The 20,751-nt window shown below is 51.9% G+C and carries 20 protein-coding genes; 11 read left to right on the forward strand and 9 right to left on the reverse strand.

Annotated elements, in window-relative coordinates:
* Positions 1-9: 9 nt before the first annotated feature.
* From KKG35_02555 to KKG35_02575, 5 genes are all read right to left on the reverse strand, one after another.
* Positions 10-1,266, reverse strand: a complete 1,257-nt coding sequence (locus KKG35_02555) for a Y-family DNA polymerase (protein ID MBU1736995.1) — start codon at positions 1,264-1,266, stop codon at positions 10-12.
* Between the two features lie 39 nt (positions 1,267-1,305).
* Positions 1,306-1,758, reverse strand: coding sequence for a translesion error-prone DNA polymerase V autoproteolytic subunit (gene umuD, locus KKG35_02560; protein ID MBU1736996.1), 453 nt, complete (start codon positions 1,756-1,758; stop codon positions 1,306-1,308).
* A complete protein-coding gene (locus KKG35_02565; GenBank protein MBU1736997.1) occupies positions 1,758-3,077 on the reverse strand; it encodes an AI-2E family transporter in 1,320 nt (439 codons plus the stop codon). Before KKG35_02565 ends, umuD begins: the two co-directional genes overlap by 1 nt.
* Positions 3,055-3,558, reverse strand: coding sequence for a cyclic nucleotide-binding domain-containing protein (locus tag KKG35_02570; protein ID MBU1736998.1), 504 nt, complete (start codon positions 3,556-3,558; stop codon positions 3,055-3,057). The genes KKG35_02565 and KKG35_02570 overlap by 23 nt, the downstream gene beginning before the upstream one ends.
* Positions 3,559-3,845: 287 nt before the next feature.
* Complete coding sequence (locus KKG35_02575; GenBank protein MBU1736999.1) at positions 3,846-4,829, reverse strand: WYL domain-containing protein; 984 nt, start codon at positions 4,827-4,829, stop codon at positions 3,846-3,848.
* Between the two features lie 159 nt (positions 4,830-4,988).
* Between KKG35_02575 and KKG35_02580 the strand changes: the two genes are divergently transcribed.
* Together KKG35_02580 and KKG35_02585 are read left to right on the forward strand one after the other, a co-directional pair.
* Positions 4,989-5,210 carry a hypothetical protein gene (locus KKG35_02580; GenBank protein MBU1737000.1) on the forward strand — a complete coding sequence of 74 codons (222 nt, stop codon included), beginning with the start codon at positions 4,989-4,991 and terminating at the stop codon, positions 5,208-5,210.
* 88 nt (positions 5,211-5,298) lie between these two features.
* Positions 5,299-5,649 (forward strand): hypothetical protein, encoded by a 351-nt coding sequence (locus tag KKG35_02585; protein ID MBU1737001.1) that lies wholly within the window; start codon positions 5,299-5,301, stop codon positions 5,647-5,649.
* Positions 5,650-5,806: 157 nt separating this feature from the next.
* Here the strand turns inward: KKG35_02585 and KKG35_02590 are convergent, their stop codons facing one another.
* A complete protein-coding gene (locus tag KKG35_02590; GenBank protein MBU1737002.1) occupies positions 5,807-6,766 on the reverse strand; it encodes a PAS domain-containing protein in 960 nt (319 codons plus the stop codon).
* Positions 6,767-6,987: 221 nt separating this feature from the next.
* Between KKG35_02590 and KKG35_02595 the strand changes: the two genes are divergently transcribed.
* Positions 6,988-7,515 (forward strand): TlpA family protein disulfide reductase, encoded by a 528-nt coding sequence (locus KKG35_02595; protein MBU1737003.1) that lies wholly within the window; start codon positions 6,988-6,990, stop codon positions 7,513-7,515.
* A 76-nt stretch (positions 7,516-7,591) separates the two neighbouring features.
* Here KKG35_02595 and KKG35_02600 read toward each other — a convergent pair whose 3' ends face one another.
* From KKG35_02600 to KKG35_02610, 3 genes are all read right to left on the reverse strand, one after another.
* Complete coding sequence (locus KKG35_02600; GenBank protein MBU1737004.1) at positions 7,592-7,807, reverse strand: hypothetical protein; 216 nt, start codon at positions 7,805-7,807, stop codon at positions 7,592-7,594.
* A 6-nt stretch (positions 7,808-7,813) separates the two neighbouring features.
* Entirely contained in the window at positions 7,814-8,368 is a 555-nt protein-coding gene (locus KKG35_02605) for a hypothetical protein (protein MBU1737005.1), read from the reverse strand.
* A 247-nt stretch (positions 8,369-8,615) separates the two neighbouring features.
* Positions 8,616-9,626, reverse strand: coding sequence for an RNA pseudouridine synthase (locus KKG35_02610; GenBank protein MBU1737006.1), 1,011 nt, complete (start codon positions 9,624-9,626; stop codon positions 8,616-8,618).
* Positions 9,627-9,836: 210 nt separating this feature from the next.
* Here KKG35_02610 and KKG35_02615 point away from each other — a divergent pair, with 210 nt between their 5' ends.
* The 8 genes from KKG35_02615 (at position 9,837) to KKG35_02650 (ending at position 20,690) form a co-directional block, all read left to right on the forward strand.
* Positions 9,837-10,223, forward strand: coding sequence for an Hpt domain-containing protein (locus tag KKG35_02615; protein ID MBU1737007.1), 387 nt, complete (start codon positions 9,837-9,839; stop codon positions 10,221-10,223).
* Between the two features lie 91 nt (positions 10,224-10,314).
* The gene (locus KKG35_02620; protein ID MBU1737008.1) at positions 10,315-10,548 is read left to right on the forward strand and encodes a hypothetical protein; all 234 of its coding nucleotides are present in this window, start codon (positions 10,315-10,317) and stop codon (positions 10,546-10,548) included.
* A 1,311-nt stretch (positions 10,549-11,859) separates the two neighbouring features.
* A complete protein-coding gene (gene speB, locus KKG35_02625) occupies positions 11,860-12,795 on the forward strand; it encodes an agmatinase (GenBank protein ID MBU1737009.1) in 936 nt (311 codons plus the stop codon).
* Complete coding sequence (speA, locus tag KKG35_02630; protein ID MBU1737010.1) at positions 12,785-14,857, forward strand: biosynthetic arginine decarboxylase; 2,073 nt, start codon at positions 12,785-12,787, stop codon at positions 14,855-14,857. Before speB ends, speA begins: the two co-directional genes overlap by 11 nt.
* Positions 14,858-14,872: 15 nt before the next feature.
* On the forward strand, positions 14,873-16,060 hold the full coding sequence (locus tag KKG35_02635) for a saccharopine dehydrogenase family protein (protein MBU1737011.1): 1,188 nt from the start codon (positions 14,873-14,875) through the stop codon (positions 16,058-16,060).
* Positions 16,027-17,163, forward strand: a complete 1,137-nt coding sequence (gene nspC / locus KKG35_02640; GenBank protein ID MBU1737012.1) for a carboxynorspermidine decarboxylase — start codon at positions 16,027-16,029, stop codon at positions 17,161-17,163. The genes KKG35_02635 and nspC overlap by 34 nt, the downstream gene beginning before the upstream one ends.
* Before the next feature lie 570 nt (positions 17,164-17,733).
* Complete coding sequence (locus KKG35_02645) at positions 17,734-19,605, forward strand: HAMP domain-containing protein (GenBank protein MBU1737013.1); 1,872 nt, start codon at positions 17,734-17,736, stop codon at positions 19,603-19,605.
* A gap of 14 nt (positions 19,606-19,619) precedes the next feature.
* Positions 19,620-20,690, forward strand: a complete 1,071-nt coding sequence (locus tag KKG35_02650) for a LuxR C-terminal-related transcriptional regulator (GenBank protein ID MBU1737014.1) — start codon at positions 19,620-19,622, stop codon at positions 20,688-20,690.
* Positions 20,691-20,751: the final 61 nt, after the last annotated feature.

The following is a 20,751-nucleotide window of genomic DNA, read 5'->3' on the forward strand; positions in this document are numbered from 1 at the left end:
GTCCCTGTCTCAGGCTTTGACCATCACCAGTTGCTGCCAGCAGGTGGTGTAGGCCGGTGATCTGCGATCCTGTCGGTTGCGCCAATCCTTTCTGAACCCGGCCACGCCGTATTGCAGGGTGTAATGGCCCATGTGGCGGTTCACCCGGTCAATGGCCGCCATCAGTTCCGGCTGCTGGTCAGCGGCCGGGGTAAAGAGGCCGGGCTGGCGACAGGCGTCGCTGGTGAGGCCGCTCAGGAGTATCCCTGCTTTTTTGTACCGGTGTCCGGGCCGGTAAATGGTTTTCAGGCAGCGGATGGCCGCCCGGGTGAGTTCTCCGGTGTTGGCGGTCTGGCCGGTCAGGAGCGTGGTGCGGTGCCCGAAGTAGCAAGCCTGGTCTTTGCTGAAGGGGTCGGTGTTGATATAGACCTGCAGGCAGGAGGCGACCGATTGCTGCTGCCGCAGTTTGGCCGCCGCAATGGCGGTATAGGTGGCCACGGCTTCCCGCAGATCCTCCAGCGATTGCACCGGATGGCCGAACGACCGGGAGCAGGTGATGCTCTTCTTCGGGGAGGTCTCGTCAAGGTCCAGGCAGGAGATGCCGCGCAGTTCCATGGCGGTGCGCAGCCCCGTAACGGTCATGATTTTGCGCAGCCAAACGTCTTCAGCCTGCATCAGGTCAAGGGCTGAATGGATATTGGCGGCCGCAAGCTTTGCTCCGCTTTTTCTTCCCACGCCCCAGACGCTTTCCGCCGGAGTTTCAGCGAGTATTTTTGTGAGCTGTGGATGGTCTGTCAGGTCGAAGACCCCGGAGGTCATTCTCTTCTTGGCGATCCGGTTGGCGATCTTGGCCAGGGTTTTGGTTGGTCCGATGCCGATTGAAACCGGGATGCCGGTCTGTTTTCTGATTTTCTCCCGAAGCGCCCTGCCGTAGTCGGTGATATTGCCACTGCGGGGCAATCGAACGAAAGCCTCATCGATGGAATACATTTCCACTTCCGGCTCTTGCTGGCCAATCACTGCCATCACCCGTTGAGACATGTCGCCATACAGAGGGTAATTGGAAGAATAGACGTGAACGGCGTGGTGTGAGAGCGTCTTCTCACATTTAAAGAACGGCTCTCCCATCTTGATGCCGAGTTTTTTCGCTTCCTCGGAACGGGCAATGATGCAGCCGTCGTTATTGGAAAGAACGACCACCGGTTTGCCGGCGAGCTTCGGGTTGAACACCCGCTCGCAGGAAACATAGAAGTTGTTGCAGTCGATCAGGGCGAAAAGTTTTTTCATGAGAGGCGGCCGGATAGGAGCGGGTACGGTTGAGAGTTTTTAGAGGTTGTGGATCGAGGTGGTCACCACGCCCCAGATTTCAAGATTCATGTCATTTTCTATCTCAATATCAGAGTAATCCGGGTTTTCTGCTGCCAGACGGCATCGCGAGCCGTACTGCAAGAACCGTTTCACGGTCAGCTCACCGTCAACTATGGCGATGACTATCTTCCCCGATGCGGGGGTGAGCGAGCGGTCGACCACCAGGATGTCGTCATGGTGGATTCCCGCGCCGGTCATGGAGTCGCCGGCTACCCGGACAAAGAAGGTGGCCGCCGGGTTCTTGACCAGATACTCATTCAGGTCAAGGCTCTGTTCAATATAATCTTCAGCCGGAGAGGGGAACCCGGCCTGAACAGTTGAAAGGAACAAGGGGCGGGCCAACTTTTTCCCCGGTTCTGCCCGGTAAACCTGGGCCACTGACGGGCTTTTTATGAGACTGGAGATATCCATCAGATGATATAGTAGGCGCGCAGCTGGCGGAACATGGTCGTGACCACCACCTTGATCACCATGATGGCCGGGATTGCGAACAGCATCCCGGCAAAACTGAAGATCACCGCTCCGCCCATGACCCCGACAATGACCACCAGCGGATGCAGATTAACCGCGCTGCCCAGCACATAGGGCTGGAAGATGGCGTTGTCGGCCAGCTGGACAAGGGCGACGACCGCAATGATTGCAAGCAGCAGGTTGCCTTCGTTGATAAAGGGCAGAATCGGGGTGATCTGCTCGGTCAGAATAGCATAGAGAATTCCGACCAGAAGACCGATGACCGGCCCGAGAAACGGGATGGCGTTGGCCAGTCCGGCGATCACACCTATGGTGGCGGCCCATTGCATTTCAAGCCCGACCAGAAAAAGGCTTAAGGTAAAGCTGGTGCCGACCAGGAAGCACTCTATGGCTGTCCCGCGCAGGTAGCGGCCCAGGGCCTCATTGATGCTGTCAAAGACGGTCAGGGTCACTTCAAAGTAGCGGTTCGGCACAGCCTGCACCAGATTTCTTTTCAGCTTGCCGTCGTCAAAGAGCAGAATCAGAAAAACCAGCGGGGTGATCAGCCAGAGGGAGAGGGCGTTGAACACCAGGAGCAGTAAAGACCCTCTGCTTTTCCGGCCTTCAGGTTGGGGGATGTGCGGTGTGACACCGCTGCTTTTTTCCTGCGCCTGCTTTTCCGCCTGCAGTTCGGCCTCTTTCTGGTCCCGCTGGCGGTTGGCCTGGTAATACTGCCAGTAGCGATCAGCCACCGGGGCGTATCCGTAAAGATTCGGGTTGTAGTGGAAGATGGTGAACAGCTCCCGTTCCTTGTCGGAAAGGCGCAGGACGGAGTCCAGAGCGCTGCGGAGCGGCTCAAGCTCCTTGCCGAAGATGGTGTAAAAGAGGTTCCCCCCCCGCCCGTTGTTCCTGGTGCCCATCATCTGGTCGAACTTCTCATTGACCTTGTAACGGACCCTGACCTGCAGTTCCAGTTCTTCTTTCTGGTTGGGGATGATCTTGCCCGTCAGGTTGATGGTGGAAAAAAGAAGAAGGCAGAACATGGCCGAGAGAAAAATGACCGCCCAGAAGCGGGAAAAGCCCTTGCCTTTCAGGTAACCGATCAGCGGCAGACAGATGTACGCCATAATCATCCCGATCATCAGGGGCAGGATCATCGCCCGTAAGGCCCAGATCAGATACACCGCCGCCAGCAGGGCAAGGGCGGCCGACGTGGCATAGAAGATCGTTGCCCGGCGCTGCCGCAGCAGGCATTCTTCACTTGTGAGATAAGTGCTCATTGGTGACCTTGAGTCTGGTGCCGATGATCCCGGCCAGAGCGCGGTAAACCTCAAGTCCGATCTGGGGGGTCGCGGCGAACAGCCGGTCAAGATCGGTTCGGAAAAAGGCATATATTTCCGTGCCGGCAGCGGCCATGGCCGAGGCCGAACGGGGAGAATCGTCAAGGAGGGCGAGTTCGCCGAAGAAGGCGTTTGCGCCGAGGGTGGCAATCACCGTGTCCCGGTTTTCCCGGTCGTGGTCGATGATTTTGACTTCTCCGGTGGTGATTACGAACATTGCCGCTCCGGGTTGCCCTTTCCGGAAAACGAATTCGCCTTCTGCATAAACCCGCTGGTGGACAATGTCGGCGATGGCCCGCAGTTCCCAGCGGGACAGCTTCTCAAAAAGAGGGATGCTGCCGAGAATGGTGGTTTTGTCTCGCCGCTTGCGGCTTTTGTTGAAGATAAAAGCCCACAGGGGGCTGTTTCTGCTTATGTCCATTGGCTCTTGTCCCTTACGGCAGGAACTCGGTTTGTCCGATCCTGCATGTGCTTCAATGATCATATAATATGATGCCGTATTAATCAATCAGGGTTCAAATCTCCGTAGTTCTCTGTTCCGGGAGTTCTATGTCACGTCAACTCTGAACCGTCACCTCTTTCTCGTCATTTTTCGCACCTCCTGCGTTACGTGTTGGGTTGCATAGCGCTGCTATGCAACCCAACACATGCCTTGCCGGCACAAAAAATGCCGGAGAAATACTATGACATTTCATCCTTGACGCGACACTAGTGGTATGCCTGCAAGGCCTCCTCCAGCTCCAGTCTGACCGCATCGACCAGTTCCGGTGGAGCGAGCACCCTGACTCCGCTGCCCCAGGAGAGAATCCATCGTTTCACCTCAAAAAGATGATTGGAAGTAAAAGAGAGGGTCACACTGCCGTCATCGGCATGGGTAATGGACTGTTCCGGATGCCACTCTCTTTCGAGAACATATGGCGTGTGTTTCTGGGCAAAATGAATTTCGACCCGGTGGTCCTTTTCGCCACGGAAGATCCCGAAATGATGGCCGGCAAAACGGGCGAAGCTGAAATCATCGGGGATGGTGAAATGCGCTTTGAGGGTTTCGGCCGCTTTAATCCGCGACAGGGCAAAGATCCGGATGTCCCGGCGCCGGTGGCAGAAACCGGCCACGTACCATTCACCCTGGAAATTGACTACATGATACGGGTCGATCTCCCGTTCCTCTTCAGCGGTGTCTCCTGGTTTCAGGTAGGAGAGGCGGAGTCTCCGGTTGTGGTGCAGGGCTTCGGCCACCTTGTCCCAGGTTGCCGGATCGATGTCGGTGCCCCGCTCCTGAAGCACCGACATCCGGTCATCCACCCATGACGGCTCAACGGAGACCTTGTCCGGCAGGGATTGCTCGATCTTTCTGAAAACGGAAACCAGCTTCCGGTACACCGGAGTGTTCTCATGCTGCTTCAGGGCTTTTCTGGCGACACAGATTGCGAACAGGTCGCTTTCACTGATGCTGATCGCCGGCAGTTTATAGGTCTCCTCGGTGTAGAAGTAGCCGTGCTTCTGCTGGTCGTATTCTATGGGTGCGTCCATCTGGTGTTTCAGGTAATCGATATCGCGGCCGATGCTTTTCGGGCTGACCTCATAGCGGGCGGCCATGGTGCTGCGGTTGGCAAGTACCCCCTGACGCATACCCTCCCGGATCGCCTGGTCGATAAAGATAAGCCGCTGGAGCTGGATTTTGTTTCGGGTCATTTTCCTGGTCCTGAAAGAAGTTTTTCCAAATCCTGGAGGAGATGGTTCTGTTTTTTTTGTCGATGTAAATAAATCACAATGCAGGGGACAGCCGATGTCCCACCCAGGAGAGTATTCTAAGCGCAAACCAATGTCAAAAAGAATAGAGGAGATGACGGAATGTTTGAACTGAGAGGATACTGGCAGAGAGTCAGGGTTGCTGCGTATGGGAATTGTTGCTGGCGGAAAGGATTAAAAGGGGGGCGAAACGGTCTGACCCGAACGGCTGAAATAAAAAGGAGAGAACGACGGTCGGTCACCTCCAGGGAAGGTGAAAGAGATCTGTCCATCCCGACCTTTATCCGGCTGGGCAGAAAGATCAGTGGTTTGACTTGCGGCTGAGGAAGTTTTTGTTTACCGTCGGACATGTTGCCATGATGGATATTTTCGGCGTGGCGGAACAGATTAACTTCAAGGTTTGAGCGGACGGATGACGGAATTCAAAGACCAGTGGGACCTGGAGATGGCCATGGAGGTCCTGCAGAGCAAAACGGTTGACGCAAAGGTATGGTCGGAAGCGGTCAAATGGCTTCTTCTTTATGGCCCGCCCCAGATCAGGGAGATTCTGCAGCAGGCCTCCAGCAGCGCCTTCAATGAGCACTTTCCCGGGGTTGTGGCCAAGGGCTATAACGAAGAGGGGCATCCCTATTACGACATTCACGAGCTGGCCGAGGCTATGGGGGTGCCGGTTGAAGAGGTTGCCGCAGGTCTCGCCGAGATCCAGTTCGGGGAAGGGGTTGAGGTGTTCGTTGAAGGGGACCGGGTATATAAGGTCCAATAGCGGTTCTTTCCCGGGAGGAAAGCATCACATTTGCAGGTGAGGGGGTACCTCCGGGAGGCTGTGGAGGGCATGGATGTTTTTGGGTGTGATATGGTCCAGGCCTTGACAGTCTGGATGTAGCCGGTAGCCTGGACCATAATGCTTAAGTACTTCAATATCAGTCGAGCAGTCTTTTTTCTCCTTCCAGTTTCTTGATCCAGCCGATTTCCTGGGTGACTTCCAGAACACCCATGTATTCGTCGTTTTCGTTATAGACCGGGAAATAACGGATCATGATCGTCTCATTCCTGAAGTTGATCCAGAACTCAGCCTTGTCCATGGTCCGGTTCTTGAACCCCTCAACGATTTTTATGACCGTATCGACACTTTTTTCGGGATGGCATTTGTCGACCTTTCTGCCGATGACCGACCGGGTCCGGGGGAAGATCTTGGTTTTGTCGAGTCTGTTGAAATATGCGACGGTGTCTTCGGCGTCGACAAAGGTTACCTCAAAGGGCAGGGCCTCCATGATCGCATCGAGCTGCTCATAGGAAAGCCCGTTGATCAACCGCGCCCGTTTTTCTTTACTGCCTTCAACCTCGCTGACCATCACTGAGAATTTATCCCAGGCCTTGGGGCCGTAAACATCGGTGTTGATCTTCTCAAAACCGGCCAGCATTTTTTCAGCATCTCCTTCTTTCATCACATTCCTGGCCATGGGATAGAGAATGTCGTTCTCCTTCCAGATATGTTCGGCCCGGATGGTCAGGTATTCGAGTCCCTCTGATTTGAAGGCGAGAAGGTCTTCGTCGCCCATGGAGGGCAGTTTGTCGACCTGCATCAGCATCTGCTGCACCAGTTTTCGCTCTGCCTCGTGTTCCATCAGCATGACGCCAAGCGGCCCGCCCTGGGACGGAATGCCTCTTTCATGCATTAACGGGAAAAGAAGATTTTCTTCTTTGCGGTTATGGATCTTGTCCCCGAATTCCAGCAGGAAATCGAGCGCCCGTTTGATCTGCTGGAGGTCATATTCCCCTTCTTCCAGCGCTTCAAGGTTCTTCTTCAGGACCGCCATCGCCCGTTCGATCATTTCATGCTCGGCAATCAGGAAATCATCCCATCGTTCGTATTTTCCCATTTCATTTCCTCCGTTATATATTTTATGCTAAAAGCAAAGGCTGTTTTTCGTAATCTTGGATTTTCCGGCGTCCGCCGACCGGCAATTCGCTTGTCAGGGTCAGGCGGATTGTGTACCGTGAGCATCACCTCTGTGCGGTAGGTTGTGATCATCATGCCATAAATAGTGTCAGGTGTGAATTGATCTGGGTCAATAGGGATATTTTTTTCAAAGAGTGGATCATGCGAAAAATTATTGGCATATTTATCACAGTTCCCGTTCTCGCTCTGGTGCTGATATTTGCCGGGTGCGGGCAACAGGAACAGGAACGACCGCAGGTTGCCACGGTGGGATTACCGGCCCCTGATTTTATCCTGCTTGACACTCGGGGGAAGAGTTGGAAGCTCTCGGAACTGAAGGGTCATGTGGTTTTCGTCAACTTCTGGGCAACCTGGTGTCCACCGTGTCGTCAGGAGATGCCCTCCATGCAGGAGCTGTACATGTCGATGCCTGCCGACAAGTTCAAGATGCTTTCAATCCTGAGTAATGACGAGCCCGTTTTTGCCGACAAGCTGGCCGCGAAGATCGGCTGCACCTTTCCGGTGATGGATGACCCTGATTCTGCGGTGGGCAAAGCGTATGGGATAACCGGAGTGCCTGAGACCTATATCGTGGACAAAAAAGGCATTCTCCGTGAGAAGTTTCTCGGGCCACGGGAATGGGGTTCGCCGGAGGCACGGTACATGCTTTATAAATATCTTAAAGAGTAGAAATTCGTCACAGTTCTCTGTGAACATAAACTTGGCGGACGCTGCTTTACCAGGGGAAGAAAGTGTGGGGTTTGCGTCAGCCGGAGTTCAATTCTGAAAGTCGCCTGTGCAGAATTTCAAGGCACTTGCCGCATCTTTCGGCCGGTTTTTCCGAGCCTTTTCCTTCATAGTACATCTGGTCAAGTTCCAGAGCCTCAATGGCCTGATTCAGATTTCTCATCTGCGCTTCCGGTGAATACTTTTTCCATTCATCGATAGCCTGCAGGCATTCCGGTTCACTGTTTAGACGCATATTCGTTTACCACTCGACAGGTTTGGCTAGAATGTCACGGACTTTGAGGTCAAATAGTTTGTTGGAAGATTGGGGGCTGATCAGGGCCACGGTGTCGGCTCCCCGGCCTGTTCCTGCCACACACAATACATCGGCCTGGCTGATCATTCCGCTGTCGGCGGCCATCATCGCGATTTCAACACAGACCTTTATCCCTTGGCCGAAAATTCTCAAGGTGTTTGCCACCAGATCCTGCTGGCTGTAGCCCTGCTTTTCCCGAATCGCCGTCCCGATATTCCGGAAGGGCATGGTGCCGGTACACACTCTTCCTCCCAGCGATTCAATTTCATGCCTTACTGCAGGCACCATTTCCAGAGCTCCCGGCTCCCTGAACCCGGAATTGTGGGTCACAACAACCAGAGTGACTCCGAGATTCTGCAGACGACGTGCTGCCTCCAGGCCGGTGTCGCCATAGGTGGAGGCAACCACCACCTGGCCGATCTGGTGCTTTTTAATCCCATCTTCCAGAATATCCAGGGTTTGGGCCGTGTTTTTGAAGCCCGGCTTCGGGAATGTTTTCAAGGTTGATCCGCCTCCCTGTTGAGAGATGTTTTTTCGATTATTCCGCGACCATACATCTGGTTTGCTGCAATTGTGGATGGCCTGCAGCTTAAGGATTTCTGCTTTAATAATATTGGCAGGATTCGGAGATGGCAAATATATTTTAACGCTGAATCAGGCCGCTTGTTTACTCGAACCAATAAGCGAGTCCGTGAGACATCGAGACTCATGTCCGAAGGGTGTAGATCTGTGATATCGAGTGAAGGAATCACGGGCAGTGTATATGGGTGATTTTCGGGTTTCTTGCCTGTTCAAGGATTTTGGCGGCTGGATTTCGCCATCCCGGGAACGCTGTGGCCTGGTGGATAAATTCGGCCGGAAAAGAGTGAGAATGATAGAGCCGGGGTTCCTGGCCCGGCAGGGTGATGTCCGCTGCCCAGGCATGGAGTGTGTGGTTGCGTGTTTGAAGTTCCAGGAAATCCTGGTCGGTCAACTCCTGCGTCAATCGCTTGAGGTAAAATTTACCTCCGTGGTTGTAGATCTTGTCGCCTATAATCGGATGTCCGAGATGTGAGAGATGGCAGCGCAACTGATGTCTTCGCCCGGTGACCAGGCGGGCAAGAAGCATTGATTTCTCATTGGTTGCGGCAACAGTGTAAATGATGGTGCTGGACGGTTTTCCGTTCGGGGCAACGGTGACCTGGCACCGTATTTCACTGTTCGGGTCTTTCCCCAGAGGGAATTCTATCCTGAGACCATTCACTTCAATTCTTCCTTGGACGATTGCCAGATAATATTTTCCGGTCATGATCCGGGCCAGATTTTTCTGGTGTTTGCGGCAGACCTCCTTGCTCTTTGCACAGAGGAGCAGACCGCTGGTTTCACGGTCCAGGCGATGCATCAGATGAATGTCGGGGTTGTTGAACCTGTCTCGGAGGATATTAATAAATGTATTGCAAACGATCCGGCCTGTCCTGCTGACCGGGATCCCTGCCGGTTTACCGGTCAGGAGAAAATCCGGGGAAGAATCGATGACCTCGGCATCGGTGGAGACCTCTGGTTCGTCTAAAGAGTCCGGATGATAAGTGAGGTTGTCACCGATGGAAACCTTCCATGTGCAGGAAACGGCATCTCCGTTGAGTCTGACTTTGCCGGCAGCAATATTTTCCGACCATTCCAGTTGATCAAGATAGGTAAACCTTTCAGAAAGAAGGGAGAGGACGGTCTTCCCTTCTTCATGGCGGTTGATTCTGGTGTTGAAAATAAGAGTTTTATTCATCGCTCAAGTTTGTGTGGCGTGTTCCAGGTATCGGCCCGGTGCAAACGTAGTGATTGTTTTTTCTTATAACAGGGAATGATCGAAGGCGCTTCAAAAGAACCCGGTAATTGGCAATGGCATGCCTTCACATGTTATGATAACCTCCTCTTGGTGAGAGATAAGAAAATGCGACGGGCGAAATTATTCAGTTTTTTCAGGTTGATATAAAGAATGACGACCATTGATAACGATCCACAGGGCAGCGATCAATTCCCGGTCGATTATCCCAGACTTCTTGATGAAAGGTGTCGAGGCAAAAAAGATCTCGCGGCCAGATTATTACGCAATCTTGCAGAAGACAGCGGCCCACGGTGGCTGGTAGATGCTGAAGGGGTTGTGAAAACTGGTGACATGGCGAATATCTCCCGGATCGGTCACTCCATCAAGGGAAGTTGTAAAATGCTTTACGCAGAGAGCATGGTTTCTGCCGGAATGAAACTTGAAAAAGCCGGCAAAGCCGGTTCTTTGCAATTGGCCGGGGAAGCACTGGACGATTTGAAAAAAGCCTTCACCGAGGCCTGTAACTGGCTGCAACAGAACAGAGAGTTGATAAAATAACTCCTCCACAATTTTTTCTTGGAAAAATCCTTCAAAATGCAGTAGGTTTTGTTCTGGATAAATACCACATTGTAGCATGTATGGAGGGGCTATGAATTGCTGGGAATACATGAAGTGCGGCCGTGAGCGTGGCGGCGAAAGGGCTGATGAATTCGGGGTTTGTCCAGCGTATCCCGATCATGGCAGACATTGTTCCTATATTGCCGGGACGATGTGCAAGGGAAAAATTCAGGGCTTTTTTGCGCACAAGCTCCATGATTGCCTGAAGTGTGAATTTTATGGAAGTAAACACTTCGAAAGCGATTATTTTGACAACCTTGACTGATATCTCAAAGTGGTCGTATATTTAACACATAAGCAAATGAAACGTGTACAGCGAGGTCAGCGATGAGCGGACACAGAGGAGCGACTAAAAACATTCTTGATAAGCATGGTCGCCGATCAGGTTTTGACCGGCGGGTCCGGCAGTCGGATTCATTTCCCTTTGAGCGACGTCAGTCGGCAGAGCGGCGTAAAAAGAGGGCTGACCGGCGAAGAAGCCTGGCAGATCGGGTATGGACTTCGTGAGGGGGGCGGTTTAAATGTGCAAGTGATTGTTAGGGGAAGTCGTTTTGTCTCGATAATGTGAGGCCTGCGTTCAGTTCGCGGGCCTTTTCCTTTTAACTCAACTTTCCGACATGTCTTATGGTGTTTATTTGCTGTTACAAAATGGTTCGGAGTCGTAGTGGCATTCCACCAGGATGAGAATTTAGAAGCCAGTAGCCAGAAGCCAGAATGACTGATTTTAATGCTTTTCTCCTGGCTTCTGACTCCTGGCTTCTGGCTACTGGTGGAACACCTGCGCTAACAAATCGCCGAAACCCTTTATTAGCGGGAGATTAGCCAAACTCGGAAAGTTGTGCTTTTAATTTTCTGATTACCATCGAAACTCAGCCTAAAAAAAAGCTCCACCGTAACAGCATGATATTATTTGAGTTTTGATCAAACCTCGTCATTCCGGCATGTTTTTAGCCGGAAGCCAGAAATTAGCCCAACCCCCTGGATTCCGGGTCAAGCCCGGAATGACGATTAACACTGGCTGAAAATTGTTGGTAATCACTTTTAATTCTATAGTCTGCGATCAATATTGCCGGGGCCACCGCAGTCCGGAGTATAGCAGGTCACGTTTTTAAACGCGCATTCCTTGCCACAGGAAGGGCAGCTGTTGGGAGGGGTTGCGGCCGTCATTAAAAAACCGCACCCACCGCATTTCCAGTAAGTCTGGCCGCAGCTCGGACAGAGTGCGGCGTGGGCTCCGTCTCCGATTTCCTGGCCACAGTTCAAACATGTTTTGAGGTCTGCCATAGTGTTTGCCTCCAGTTGATAGTTACTGTTTAAGCTCTTGACAATATTGTTACCATACATCGCTGCAATTTTGCCCTAATTTTGCTGTCTTCTTCAGTCGCCTGCAGAGAGGAGTCGGGCTTTCTGAAAGTTTTACGCTCAGGGCTCGGTTTTGCCGGGATGTTTATTTGCCGTTCAGGTACACTAAGCACTTAACCTCCTTTGTCTATGAGTGAATTTGCAATTGGGATCGCGTAAAATCATTGACGAAGCAGCCATAAAAAGGGTATTTTCCCCCGCCTTTGGAGCGATGATGAATACCTTTCAAATTGAGGGCCGGCAGTTGGACAGGAAATCAGTGGTGGCAGGGACATCTCTTTATCATAAGGCGCATCCGACCTCTTCTTTGGTGCCCGGGGTGCTGAACCTGGTGGGGGCCGCATTTGATGGTACGGCCTGTTTCAGGAAGGGGGCCTCTGCGGGACCTCTCGGGATCAGGGAAGTTTCTGAGGATATTGAGACCTATTCCCCCTATCAGGATTCCGACCTGGAAGAGATCTCGCCTTTCTATGATCTTGGAGATCTCGCGCTGGTCCGGACAGGTGATGCCGATGCTGATTGGTCTGAACTGAAAGGAAGTTTCAACGACCTGACCGCATCAATGGATGGGACGGTCCGGATTCTGGCTTTGGGGGGTGAACATTCCGTATCGTATTTCTTCATCGAAAAATATCTTTCCCTTTTTCCCGATCTGGTACTGCTTCATCTTGACGCGCATGCTGATTTGCGGGATGGTTATCAGGGATATCGTTATTCGCACGCCTCGGTAATCAGAAGATGTCTCGATCATTTCGGTCCTATGCACCGATTGGCCCAGTTCGGTATCCGTTCCGGAACCAGAGAAGAGTTTGCCTGGATGCGCAAAGAAGGGACTCTGTATGGCGATCTTCTCGATTTTATAAATTATATGGTTAAAATACCCGCCGACCGGCCCGTGTATCTGACCCTTGATCTCGATTTTTTTGATCCTGCCTTCATGCCCGGAACCGGTACTCCGGAAGCAGGCGGTGAGGATTTTCATTCGTTTATTGAGATTGTCCGGGTACTGCGGGCCAAAAGAGTGGTTGGCGCAGATGTCGTGGAGCTTGCTCCAGCGATTGATCCGACCGGCAACAGTGGCGTGTTTGCCGCAAAAGTTGTCCGGGAGATAATCCTTGCCTTTCATGGAGAGAACGGTCATGTCAGATAAAGCTGAGTTGAGCAGCTCGTCTGCTCGTACCGATAAGCGAGCTTGTGAGACATCGAGACTTATACCCGAAGGGTGCAAAGCTGAGTTGAGCAGCTCGTCTGCTCGTACCGATAAGCGAGCATGCGAGACATCGAGACTTTTACCCGAAGGGTCTGAAACAAAAATTTCGGCGGCGGATGCCTGTGAGCTTTATAATGTTGAGCGCTGGGGAAGTGGTTATTTCTCCATCAATGACAGCGGTCACCTCTGTGTTTTGCCGGAGCGGGATGAAGCGGGTCCGCGAATCGATTTCCTGGAAGTTGTCAACGAGATCAGGGATCAGAACATCGCCTTCCCGGCGGTTATCCGGTTTCAGGATATTCTCCGTTCACAGGTCAAGCTCCTGAATACAACCTTCAGGGAAGCCATTGCTGAATATAATTACCAGGGTCGGTTTTTTGGTGTGTATCCGATCAAGGTCAACCAGATGCGGGAGGTCGTCGAGGAAATTCTCGATGCCGGGGAGCCTTATAACCATGGCCTCGAGGCCGGGTCCAAATCGGAGCTGATGGCGGCACTTGCCTACAATGAAAACAATCAGGCCCTCACCGTATTAAATGGATACAAGGATGAGGAATATGTTCGCCTTGCCTTGCTCGGGCGTAAGCTGGGACGCAGATTTATTATTGTCGTCGAGAATATTTCCGAGTTTGATCTGATCGTCCGCATCTCCAAGGAAATGAAGGTGAAACCGCTGATCGGAATCCGCTCCAAGCTTGCAGTCAAAGGGGGCGGCAGGTGGGCCGGTTCCAGTGGAGAGCGGGCGAAATTCGGCCTGACCTGCAGTGAAATCTTAAGTGGAATCGCCTATCTCAAAAGTGAAGGGTTTGCAGATTGTCTGCAGCTCCTGCATTTTCATGTGGGAAGTCAGGTGCCGGATATCAGGATCATTAAAGAGGCGGTTGCCGAGGCGGGCAGAATTTATGCGGATCTCGCGCTTTCGGGGATAAAAATTCAGTATTTTGATGTGGGGGGAGGGCTTGGTGTTGACTACGATGGTTCCCGGTCTGCCAACAATTCATCCCGTAACTACAGCCTGCAGGAGTATGCCCAGGATATTGTCAGCGGGATCCAGCAGATCTGCGATGAGGTCGGCGTTCCCCATCCGGATATCATCAGTGAAAGCGGCAGATATATCACCGCGCACCATTCCTGTGTGGTGACCAACGTTGTCGACACCATCCATCAGACCAGGACCACCTTCGAAACCGGAAGAATAGCTGACGAGCATATCCTGCTGACCAATACCAGGGAGGCGGCTGAGTCCCTTACCGAAGAGAACTTCCAGGAAATTTTCAACGATGTCCAGCAGAGCAAGGATGACGCGATAACCGCCTTCAAGCTTGGGGTCATTTCCCTGAATGAACGGGCGATGATCGAGACCCTGTACTGGCAGGTGATCAGCCGGATCAGCAGGATTCTCGAGACAATTGATTTCGTCCCGGAGGAGCTTACCCTTATTGAAGAGTTGAAAGCGAGTCAGTATCTGTGCAACTTTTCGGTGTTCCAGTCGGCTGCCGATACCTGGGCGATCAGCCAGCTTCTGCCGATCATGCCCATCACCCGGCTTGATGAAAAACCTCAGGAGCGATGCTCGATTGTCGATATCACCTGTGATTCGGACGGCAAGATCAGCCACTTCATTCCACAGGGCGGGCATGACCAGAGCCTTCTACTCCATTCGCAGAAAAGGGGAGAGGACTATTTTATCGGGCTCTTCCTCACCGGCGCCTATCAGGATGTGATGGGCGATATGCACAATCTGTTCGGCAGGTTGAACGAGGTCCATATCTATTGCGATGATGATGACCCGGCGGATTTCTATATTGAGGAGGTTATCAAGGGCACTTCGGCGGAAAAGGTTCTTGAGACCATGCAGTACAATCCGGACATGATGGCCCGTTCGGTAAAGAAAGAAATTGACCGGCAGATCCGGGACGGCAATATTCAGCCCCGTGAGGGTGTCCGGCTGATTGATTTTTATGAAGAATGCCTGGAAGGGTATACCTATCTGAAATTCTGAAAAGAGGGTTGTTGCATGTCAAGAGTGTTGATTATCGGGGCGGGTGGAGTCGGCGCAGTGGTGACCAGAAAATGTGCGATGGTGCCGGAGGTGTTCTCGGAGATTCTGCTTGCCTCCCGGACCGTGGCAAAATGTGAGGCCATTGCGGCCACGACCAGCCGGCCGATCCGGACGGCCCGGGTCGATGCCGACCAGGTCCCGGAACTGGTCGCCCTGATGCGGGATTTCAAGCCCGAGCTATGCATCAATGTCGCTCTCCCGTATCAGGATCTGACCATAATGGATGCCTGCCTGGAGTGCGGGGTGAACTACCTCGACACCGCCAATTATGAACCGCTGGACGAGGCGAAGTTTGAATACCGCTGGCAGTGGGCCTACCAGGAGAGGTTTCAAAAGGCCGGGTTAATGGCGCTTCTTGGTTCAGGTTTTGATCCCGGGGTCACCAATGTTTTTTCCGCCTATGCCCAGAAACACCTTTATGATTCGATCCGGACCATCGATATTCTCGACTGCAACGCCGGTGATCACGGCCACCCCTTCGCCACCAATTTCAACCCGGAGATCAACATCAGGGAGATCACCCAGAACGGCAGATACTGGGAAAAGGGGCAATGGGTCGAAACCCGGCCGCTTGAGAAATCAATAGATTTTGAGTATCCGGGGGTTGGCGTCAGGAAGAGCTTCCTGCTCTACCACGAGGAGATGGAGTCTCTGGTCAAAAACATCCGGGGGCTTGAGCGGATCCGCTTCTGGATGACCTTTTCCGAAAACTATATCAAGCACCTCGAGGTTCTGCAGAATGTCGGGATGACCAGTATCGAGCCGGTCGAGTTTGAAGGGCAGCAGATCGTGCCGCTGAAGTTCTTAAAGGCGCTCCTGCCGGATCCAGCCTCCCTTGCCACCAATTACCAGGGCAAAACCGTTATCGGTTGCGTTTTCGACGGGGAGAAGGGCGGGGTTCGAAAGAAAACCTATATCTACAATATCTGTGATCACGCCGAATGTTTCCGCGAAGTGAACTCCCAGGCGGTCTCTTATACCACCGGGGTACCGGCGATGATCGGGGCCATGCTGATGCTGCAGGGCAAGTGGCAGGGGAAAGGTGTTTTCAATATGGAAGAGCTTGATCCTGACCCCTTCATGGACGCGCTTAATCTTCACGGACTGCCATGGACAGTGACAGACTTTCACGGCTCGATCTGAAGACTCCCTGCTATCTGGTTGAGCGGGAGCTGATCGAAGAGAACTGCCGGATCCTGGCCGGGGTCAGTAGCCGGACGGGTTGCCGGATTCTATTGGCCCTCAAGGGTTTCTCGATGTTCAGTCTTTTCCCTCTGATCAGTGGTTATCTGCAGGGGGTTTGCGCCAGCGGTCTGTTTGAGGCGCGGTTGGGGAGAGAGGAGTTCAAGGGCGAGGTCCATACTTTTTCACCCGCTTTTCGCGAAGATGAGTTTTCGCAGGTTGTCGAATTGTCCGACCATATCATCTTCAATTCCCTGTCCCAGTTCCGTAAATACCGGCAGGCTGCTTCCGGGCGGCAGATCGGTTTGCGGATCAACCCGGAATACTCGGAAGTGGCGACACTTCTCTACAATCCCTGCGCTCCCGGTTCCAGGCTCGGGATAACCTCTTCCGACCTGGATGGTGCCGATCTTGATGGGATCGACGGGTTTCATTTCCATGTCATGTGCGAGCAGGGAGCCGACACCCTGGAGCGGGTTCTGCAAAGGGTTGAAGAGAAATTCAGCCGGTATTTCAGCGGTCTCAAATGGCTCAATTTCGGCGGTGGCCATCATATCACCCGACCCGGATATGACATCGACCTGTTGTGCAGATTGATCGGTTATTTTCAGGACACCTATGACCTGCAGGTCTACCTTGAGCCGGGAGAGGCGGTTGCACTGAACAGTGGCTATCTCGTGGCCTCCGTCCTGGATGTGGTCCATAATGAGATTGATATCGGCATTCTCGACACTTCGGCCGAGGCCCATATGCCCGATGTTCTGGCCATGCCATACCGCCCTCAAATTATCGAAGCCGGACAACCGGGAGAATTCGCGTTTACTTATCGACTTGCAGGGAACACCTGTCTGGCGGGAGATATAATCGGTGACTACTCCTTCAAGGAACCGCTTCGCGCGGGCAGGAAACTTGTTTTTACCGATATGGCCCATTACACCATGGTCAAGAATACCACCTTCAACGGGATCAATCTGCCGTCCATCTCAATCTATGACCGGGATACGGATTCGGTTGATCTGGTCAGGGAGTTTTCATTTGCAGACTTCCGCAATCGTCTCTCCTGAAGTGTATTCAATGGCCTGATGGCATAACCAGGCATCTGTCTGGTAGTATTCAGGTATTTATCCCGTATTTTCCTGTGTTGCATTGCTTATCTCACTGTAATAGTGTCGCGATATCCTGCTCGTGAAATGGTTGGAGAACCCTTGTAAGTTCCATTCACAGGCAGATTGTAACGTCCGGGAAACGCAGTTCTTGCGAAAAACTCCTTGCCGTTGTTATATGTTCTTGTAATCGCTGCTGTTCAGGTCTGGTACTTCGCCGGCATCAATGTGAAATCGATACCGGTCCTGGGCGGTTGACTCCTGTTGCTTACGGATGCCAGAGGGCTGCAGGAAAGTGTCATCATAAAAGGGGGAAAAGATAAACTCTTCTCTGTTCCGGTAGTATTTACCGCGTATCTTTTCCGTTCATGCATATAGAGTTTCTTCACCGGACTCCGTTCCTCGGGAGTCGAGAGGTGACGGTTGTCGGTTTGCCCTGGGGGCTTATTTTGTTTCAACCTGTGGTAAAGGCCCTGGCAGTCCTTTCCGTATTGCTTTTCATGTGAAAAGAGGGAGTAAGAGAGTTTTGCCATGACCATTCGTAAGGAAATAACCTGCATGATGTTGGCCATTTTGGCCTTGTATGCGGTGCTCAATTATTTTGTCATGGGCATTGTTATTGATCCTGCATTTCAGAAACTGGAACGGCAGGAGGCCCTGAAGGACATGGAGCGTTTCATCGGGGCCATGGAAAGTGAAATCCATCACCTTGATATCCTGAATCATGACTGGGCGGCATGGGACGACACCTATGAGTTCATCAGGGACCGGAACCATGATTATGTGAAATCGAATCTGGTGGAAGAAACTTTTTTTGATAACAAAGTGAATCTGGTTTTTTTGCTCGATTCCCAGGGACGGGTGGTCTGGGGAAAGGCATATGATCTTGAGACCGGGCTTCCCCTGGAGATCAAAGAATTCCCGGCGGATATTTTCCCTGACCACCATCCGCTTCTCGGCCTGAAGGAAACCGGAGGATATCATGCCGGCGTCTATATTTCATCGGCCGGGCCGATGTTTGTTTCGGCAAGGCCGATCATAACCTCCAAACTTGAGGGACCGGTTCGCGGGACCATTATTATGGGAAAGGTGATCAGTGCCGGATATCTCGAATCCCTCGCCCGCCGGACCCAAACCAACGTCCAGCTCTGGGTTGAGGGGGATGGGCAGTACTCATCCGGCGACCTCAATTTATTTGATAAGTTGAATGGTTCCCGGGTTCTGGTCGCTGACGGGGGAGAGGATACCCTGAATATTTATTCCCTGTTTGCAGATCTGACGGGCGAGCAAAATCTGATGATCTTCCTTTCCTCTGCCAGGCACATCAGTACTGTCGGCAAAAAAACAGGTCTTTTTGTGAATCTGTCGATTCTTGCGGTAGGAGTATTGGTCATGGCTTTTTTTCTGCTGTTTCTTGGCATAAGAATAGTGACCCCCTTAAGGAAATTGAGCGGAGTGATCGTTGATCTCGGTAAAAATGACGAGCTTTACAGTGAGATAAATGTAGGAGGATGCGATGAGATCCTGACCCTGGGGCGAGAATTCAATGACATGGTGAGCAAGCTGAACCTGGCCCGATACCGGATGATCAACCAGTCTTATTTTTCGGGGATGGCGGATGTGACATCAGACCTGATCCACAATATTCGCAATACCCTGACCCCCATTGTCACAGATGTTGTACTGCTGCGGGAAAAATGCAGTTGCCTCCCTTTGGAGAGTATGAGAAAATCGATAGAGGAGCTGATCAGTGATCGTTCTCTTGATTCCGCCAGGCGCGAGAAACTGGCCGAATTCCTGGTGCAGGCGCTGGGGCATATCGAGAAGATCCGGGATGATGTCGATCTCCGGCTCGATAAAATGGAGAAGGACTCGGACATTACGAGAAAATTTCTTGAGGGGATTGAAGATTTTTCCCGGCAGGGCTTTTATATTGAAAAGTTCAATCTTGATGAAGTGACCAGAGACGTCTCAGATTTTTTCCGGAATAAATTTCCGGAGATAAATTTTACTACTTCCCTTGAGAATGTCGGGGTGATCAAGAGCCATAAAAGTGCTCTGATTCAGATTCTTGTCAATCTCCTGCAGAATGCCGGCGAAGCGGTTCGAGATGCTTCTTCAGGGCAGGGGAAGGTTGAGTTCTTCTGTAAACGCCTGACGTCTGATGAAAGGGATTCGGTGCTTCTTTCAGTGAAGGATAACGGACGGGGAATAGCGGCAGAAAATATGGACCATCTTTTTGAACGGGGTTTCAGTACAAAAAACAAAAAAGTTTCCGGCATCGGCCTGCATTGGTGTGCTAATACGATAAAATCTCTTGGCGGGAGTCTTTCTGCGGAAAGTGATGGGGTGGGCTGCGGAGCCTCTTTCCATGTTCGGATTCCCCTGGAACCAGAATTTTAGAGGCATTTACAGTTATGCAACTGCAGGAAACATTCAGAGTGCTGGTGGTTGATGATGAGCAGCCGATTCACGATATGTTTTCAGACATCTTCTCTTCCGAGACTGATTTCCACCGGTCAAAGGCAAATCTCGAGAAACTCGAAGGGCAGCTTTTTGGCGGCAGAGGGAAAAATTCACCGGAAACTCCTTTTTACAAACTGACCCATTGCCGGAGCGGTGAGGATGCCGTGCGGACTGTAGTTGAGTCTCTTGAGATGGACGAGCCGTTCAGTGTGATCTTTATGGACATGCGGCTTCCTCCGGGAAAGAATGGTCTCTGGGCGGCGGAGAGGATCCGGAAGTTGGATGAGGATGTCCATATTGTGATTTTTACCGGCTATTCAGATGTTGGACCTGCTGAAATCAACGCCAAGGTTCCGCCGTTGAATAAACTTCTTTACATCAACAAGCCTGTGAAACCCCCGGAAGTCAGACAGTTTGTCCAGTCGCTCACTTCGAACTGGCTTGAAAACCGAAAGAAAAGAACCGGTTTTGCAGAAATCGGCAAGCGCCTCGACGAGTACCAGGAGTATCTGAATGAGATCGGCTTTTCGATGCATCAGGAGCTTCTGGAGCACAGCAGAACCCGCCAGCTGCTGGAAGAAAAAAGCGCCGAGCTGAATGAGATAAAAAGTGTAGTGGATATGCTTGCCAGAAAATACAAAGGGAAGGAAGGGCACGGTTCATCGGCCATCGATCACAAGGTGCTTTTCAACATCCTTGAACTCACCGCACCCTTTATCCATAAACTGGAAGCCAGCGGACTTGATTCAAGGCAGCTCGAACATCTCCGGATCCTTGAAGGGAACCTGCAGAATATCGTCTCCCCGGTGATCCATAAAATGGCCAAAGACAATCCCTCTTTTACTCCTTCGGAAATCCAGGTGGCCAACCTGATCAGGATGGGCAAGACTTCAAAAGAGATTGCCTCGAACCTGAACTTAAGCACCAGAACCATCGAACATTACCGGTTGAATATCAGAAAAAAGCTTGGGCTCGGGCAGAAGAAGGTGAATCTGCGGGTCCACCTTCTGTCTCTTGAATAGCATTCCACAGAGAATGTCGCTGCAGAAAAAGAAAAACGCCCGGTTCAAAAGATCCGGGCGT

Source organism: Pseudomonadota bacterium (assembly GCA_018823285.1).
GTDB lineage: Bacteria > Desulfobacterota > Desulfobulbia > Desulfobulbales > JAGXFP01 > JAHJIQ01.

Coding starts and splice junctions, on each gene's coding strand:
- KKG35_02555 (MBU1736995.1), bottom strand. CDS start 1,266: ATGAAAAAACTTTTCGCCCTGATCGACTGCAACAACTTCTATGTTTCC.
- umuD (MBU1736996.1), bottom strand. CDS start 1,758: ATGGATATCTCCAGTCTCATAAAAAGCCCGTCAGTGGCCCAGGTTTAC.
- KKG35_02565 (MBU1736997.1), bottom strand. CDS start 3,077: ATGAGCACTTATCTCACAAGTGAAGAATGCCTGCTGCGGCAGCGCCGG.
- KKG35_02570 (MBU1736998.1), bottom strand. CDS start 3,558: ATGGACATAAGCAGAAACAGCCCCCTGTGGGCTTTTATCTTCAACAAA.
- KKG35_02575 (MBU1736999.1), bottom strand. CDS start 4,829: ATGACCCGAAACAAAATCCAGCTCCAGCGGCTTATCTTTATCGACCAG.
- KKG35_02580 (MBU1737000.1), top strand. CDS start 4,989: ATGTTTGAACTGAGAGGATACTGGCAGAGAGTCAGGGTTGCTGCGTAT.
- KKG35_02585 (MBU1737001.1), top strand. CDS start 5,299: ATGACGGAATTCAAAGACCAGTGGGACCTGGAGATGGCCATGGAGGTC.
- KKG35_02590 (MBU1737002.1), bottom strand. CDS start 6,766: ATGGGAAAATACGAACGATGGGATGATTTCCTGATTGCCGAGCATGAA.
- KKG35_02595 (MBU1737003.1), top strand. CDS start 6,988: ATGCGAAAAATTATTGGCATATTTATCACAGTTCCCGTTCTCGCTCTG.
- KKG35_02600 (MBU1737004.1), bottom strand. CDS start 7,807: ATGCGTCTAAACAGTGAACCGGAATGCCTGCAGGCTATCGATGAATGG.
- KKG35_02610 (MBU1737006.1), bottom strand. CDS start 9,626: ATGAATAAAACTCTTATTTTCAACACCAGAATCAACCGCCATGAAGAA.
- KKG35_02615 (MBU1737007.1), top strand. CDS start 9,837: ATGACGACCATTGATAACGATCCACAGGGCAGCGATCAATTCCCGGTC.
- KKG35_02620 (MBU1737008.1), top strand. CDS start 10,315: ATGAATTGCTGGGAATACATGAAGTGCGGCCGTGAGCGTGGCGGCGAA.
- speB (MBU1737009.1), top strand. CDS start 11,860: ATGAATACCTTTCAAATTGAGGGCCGGCAGTTGGACAGGAAATCAGTG.
- speA (MBU1737010.1), top strand. CDS start 12,785: ATGTCAGATAAAGCTGAGTTGAGCAGCTCGTCTGCTCGTACCGATAAG.
- KKG35_02635 (MBU1737011.1), top strand. CDS start 14,873: ATGTCAAGAGTGTTGATTATCGGGGCGGGTGGAGTCGGCGCAGTGGTG.
- nspC (MBU1737012.1), top strand. CDS start 16,027: ATGGACAGTGACAGACTTTCACGGCTCGATCTGAAGACTCCCTGCTAT.
- KKG35_02645 (MBU1737013.1), top strand. CDS start 17,734: ATGACCATTCGTAAGGAAATAACCTGCATGATGTTGGCCATTTTGGCC.
- KKG35_02650 (MBU1737014.1), top strand. CDS start 19,620: ATGCAACTGCAGGAAACATTCAGAGTGCTGGTGGTTGATGATGAGCAG.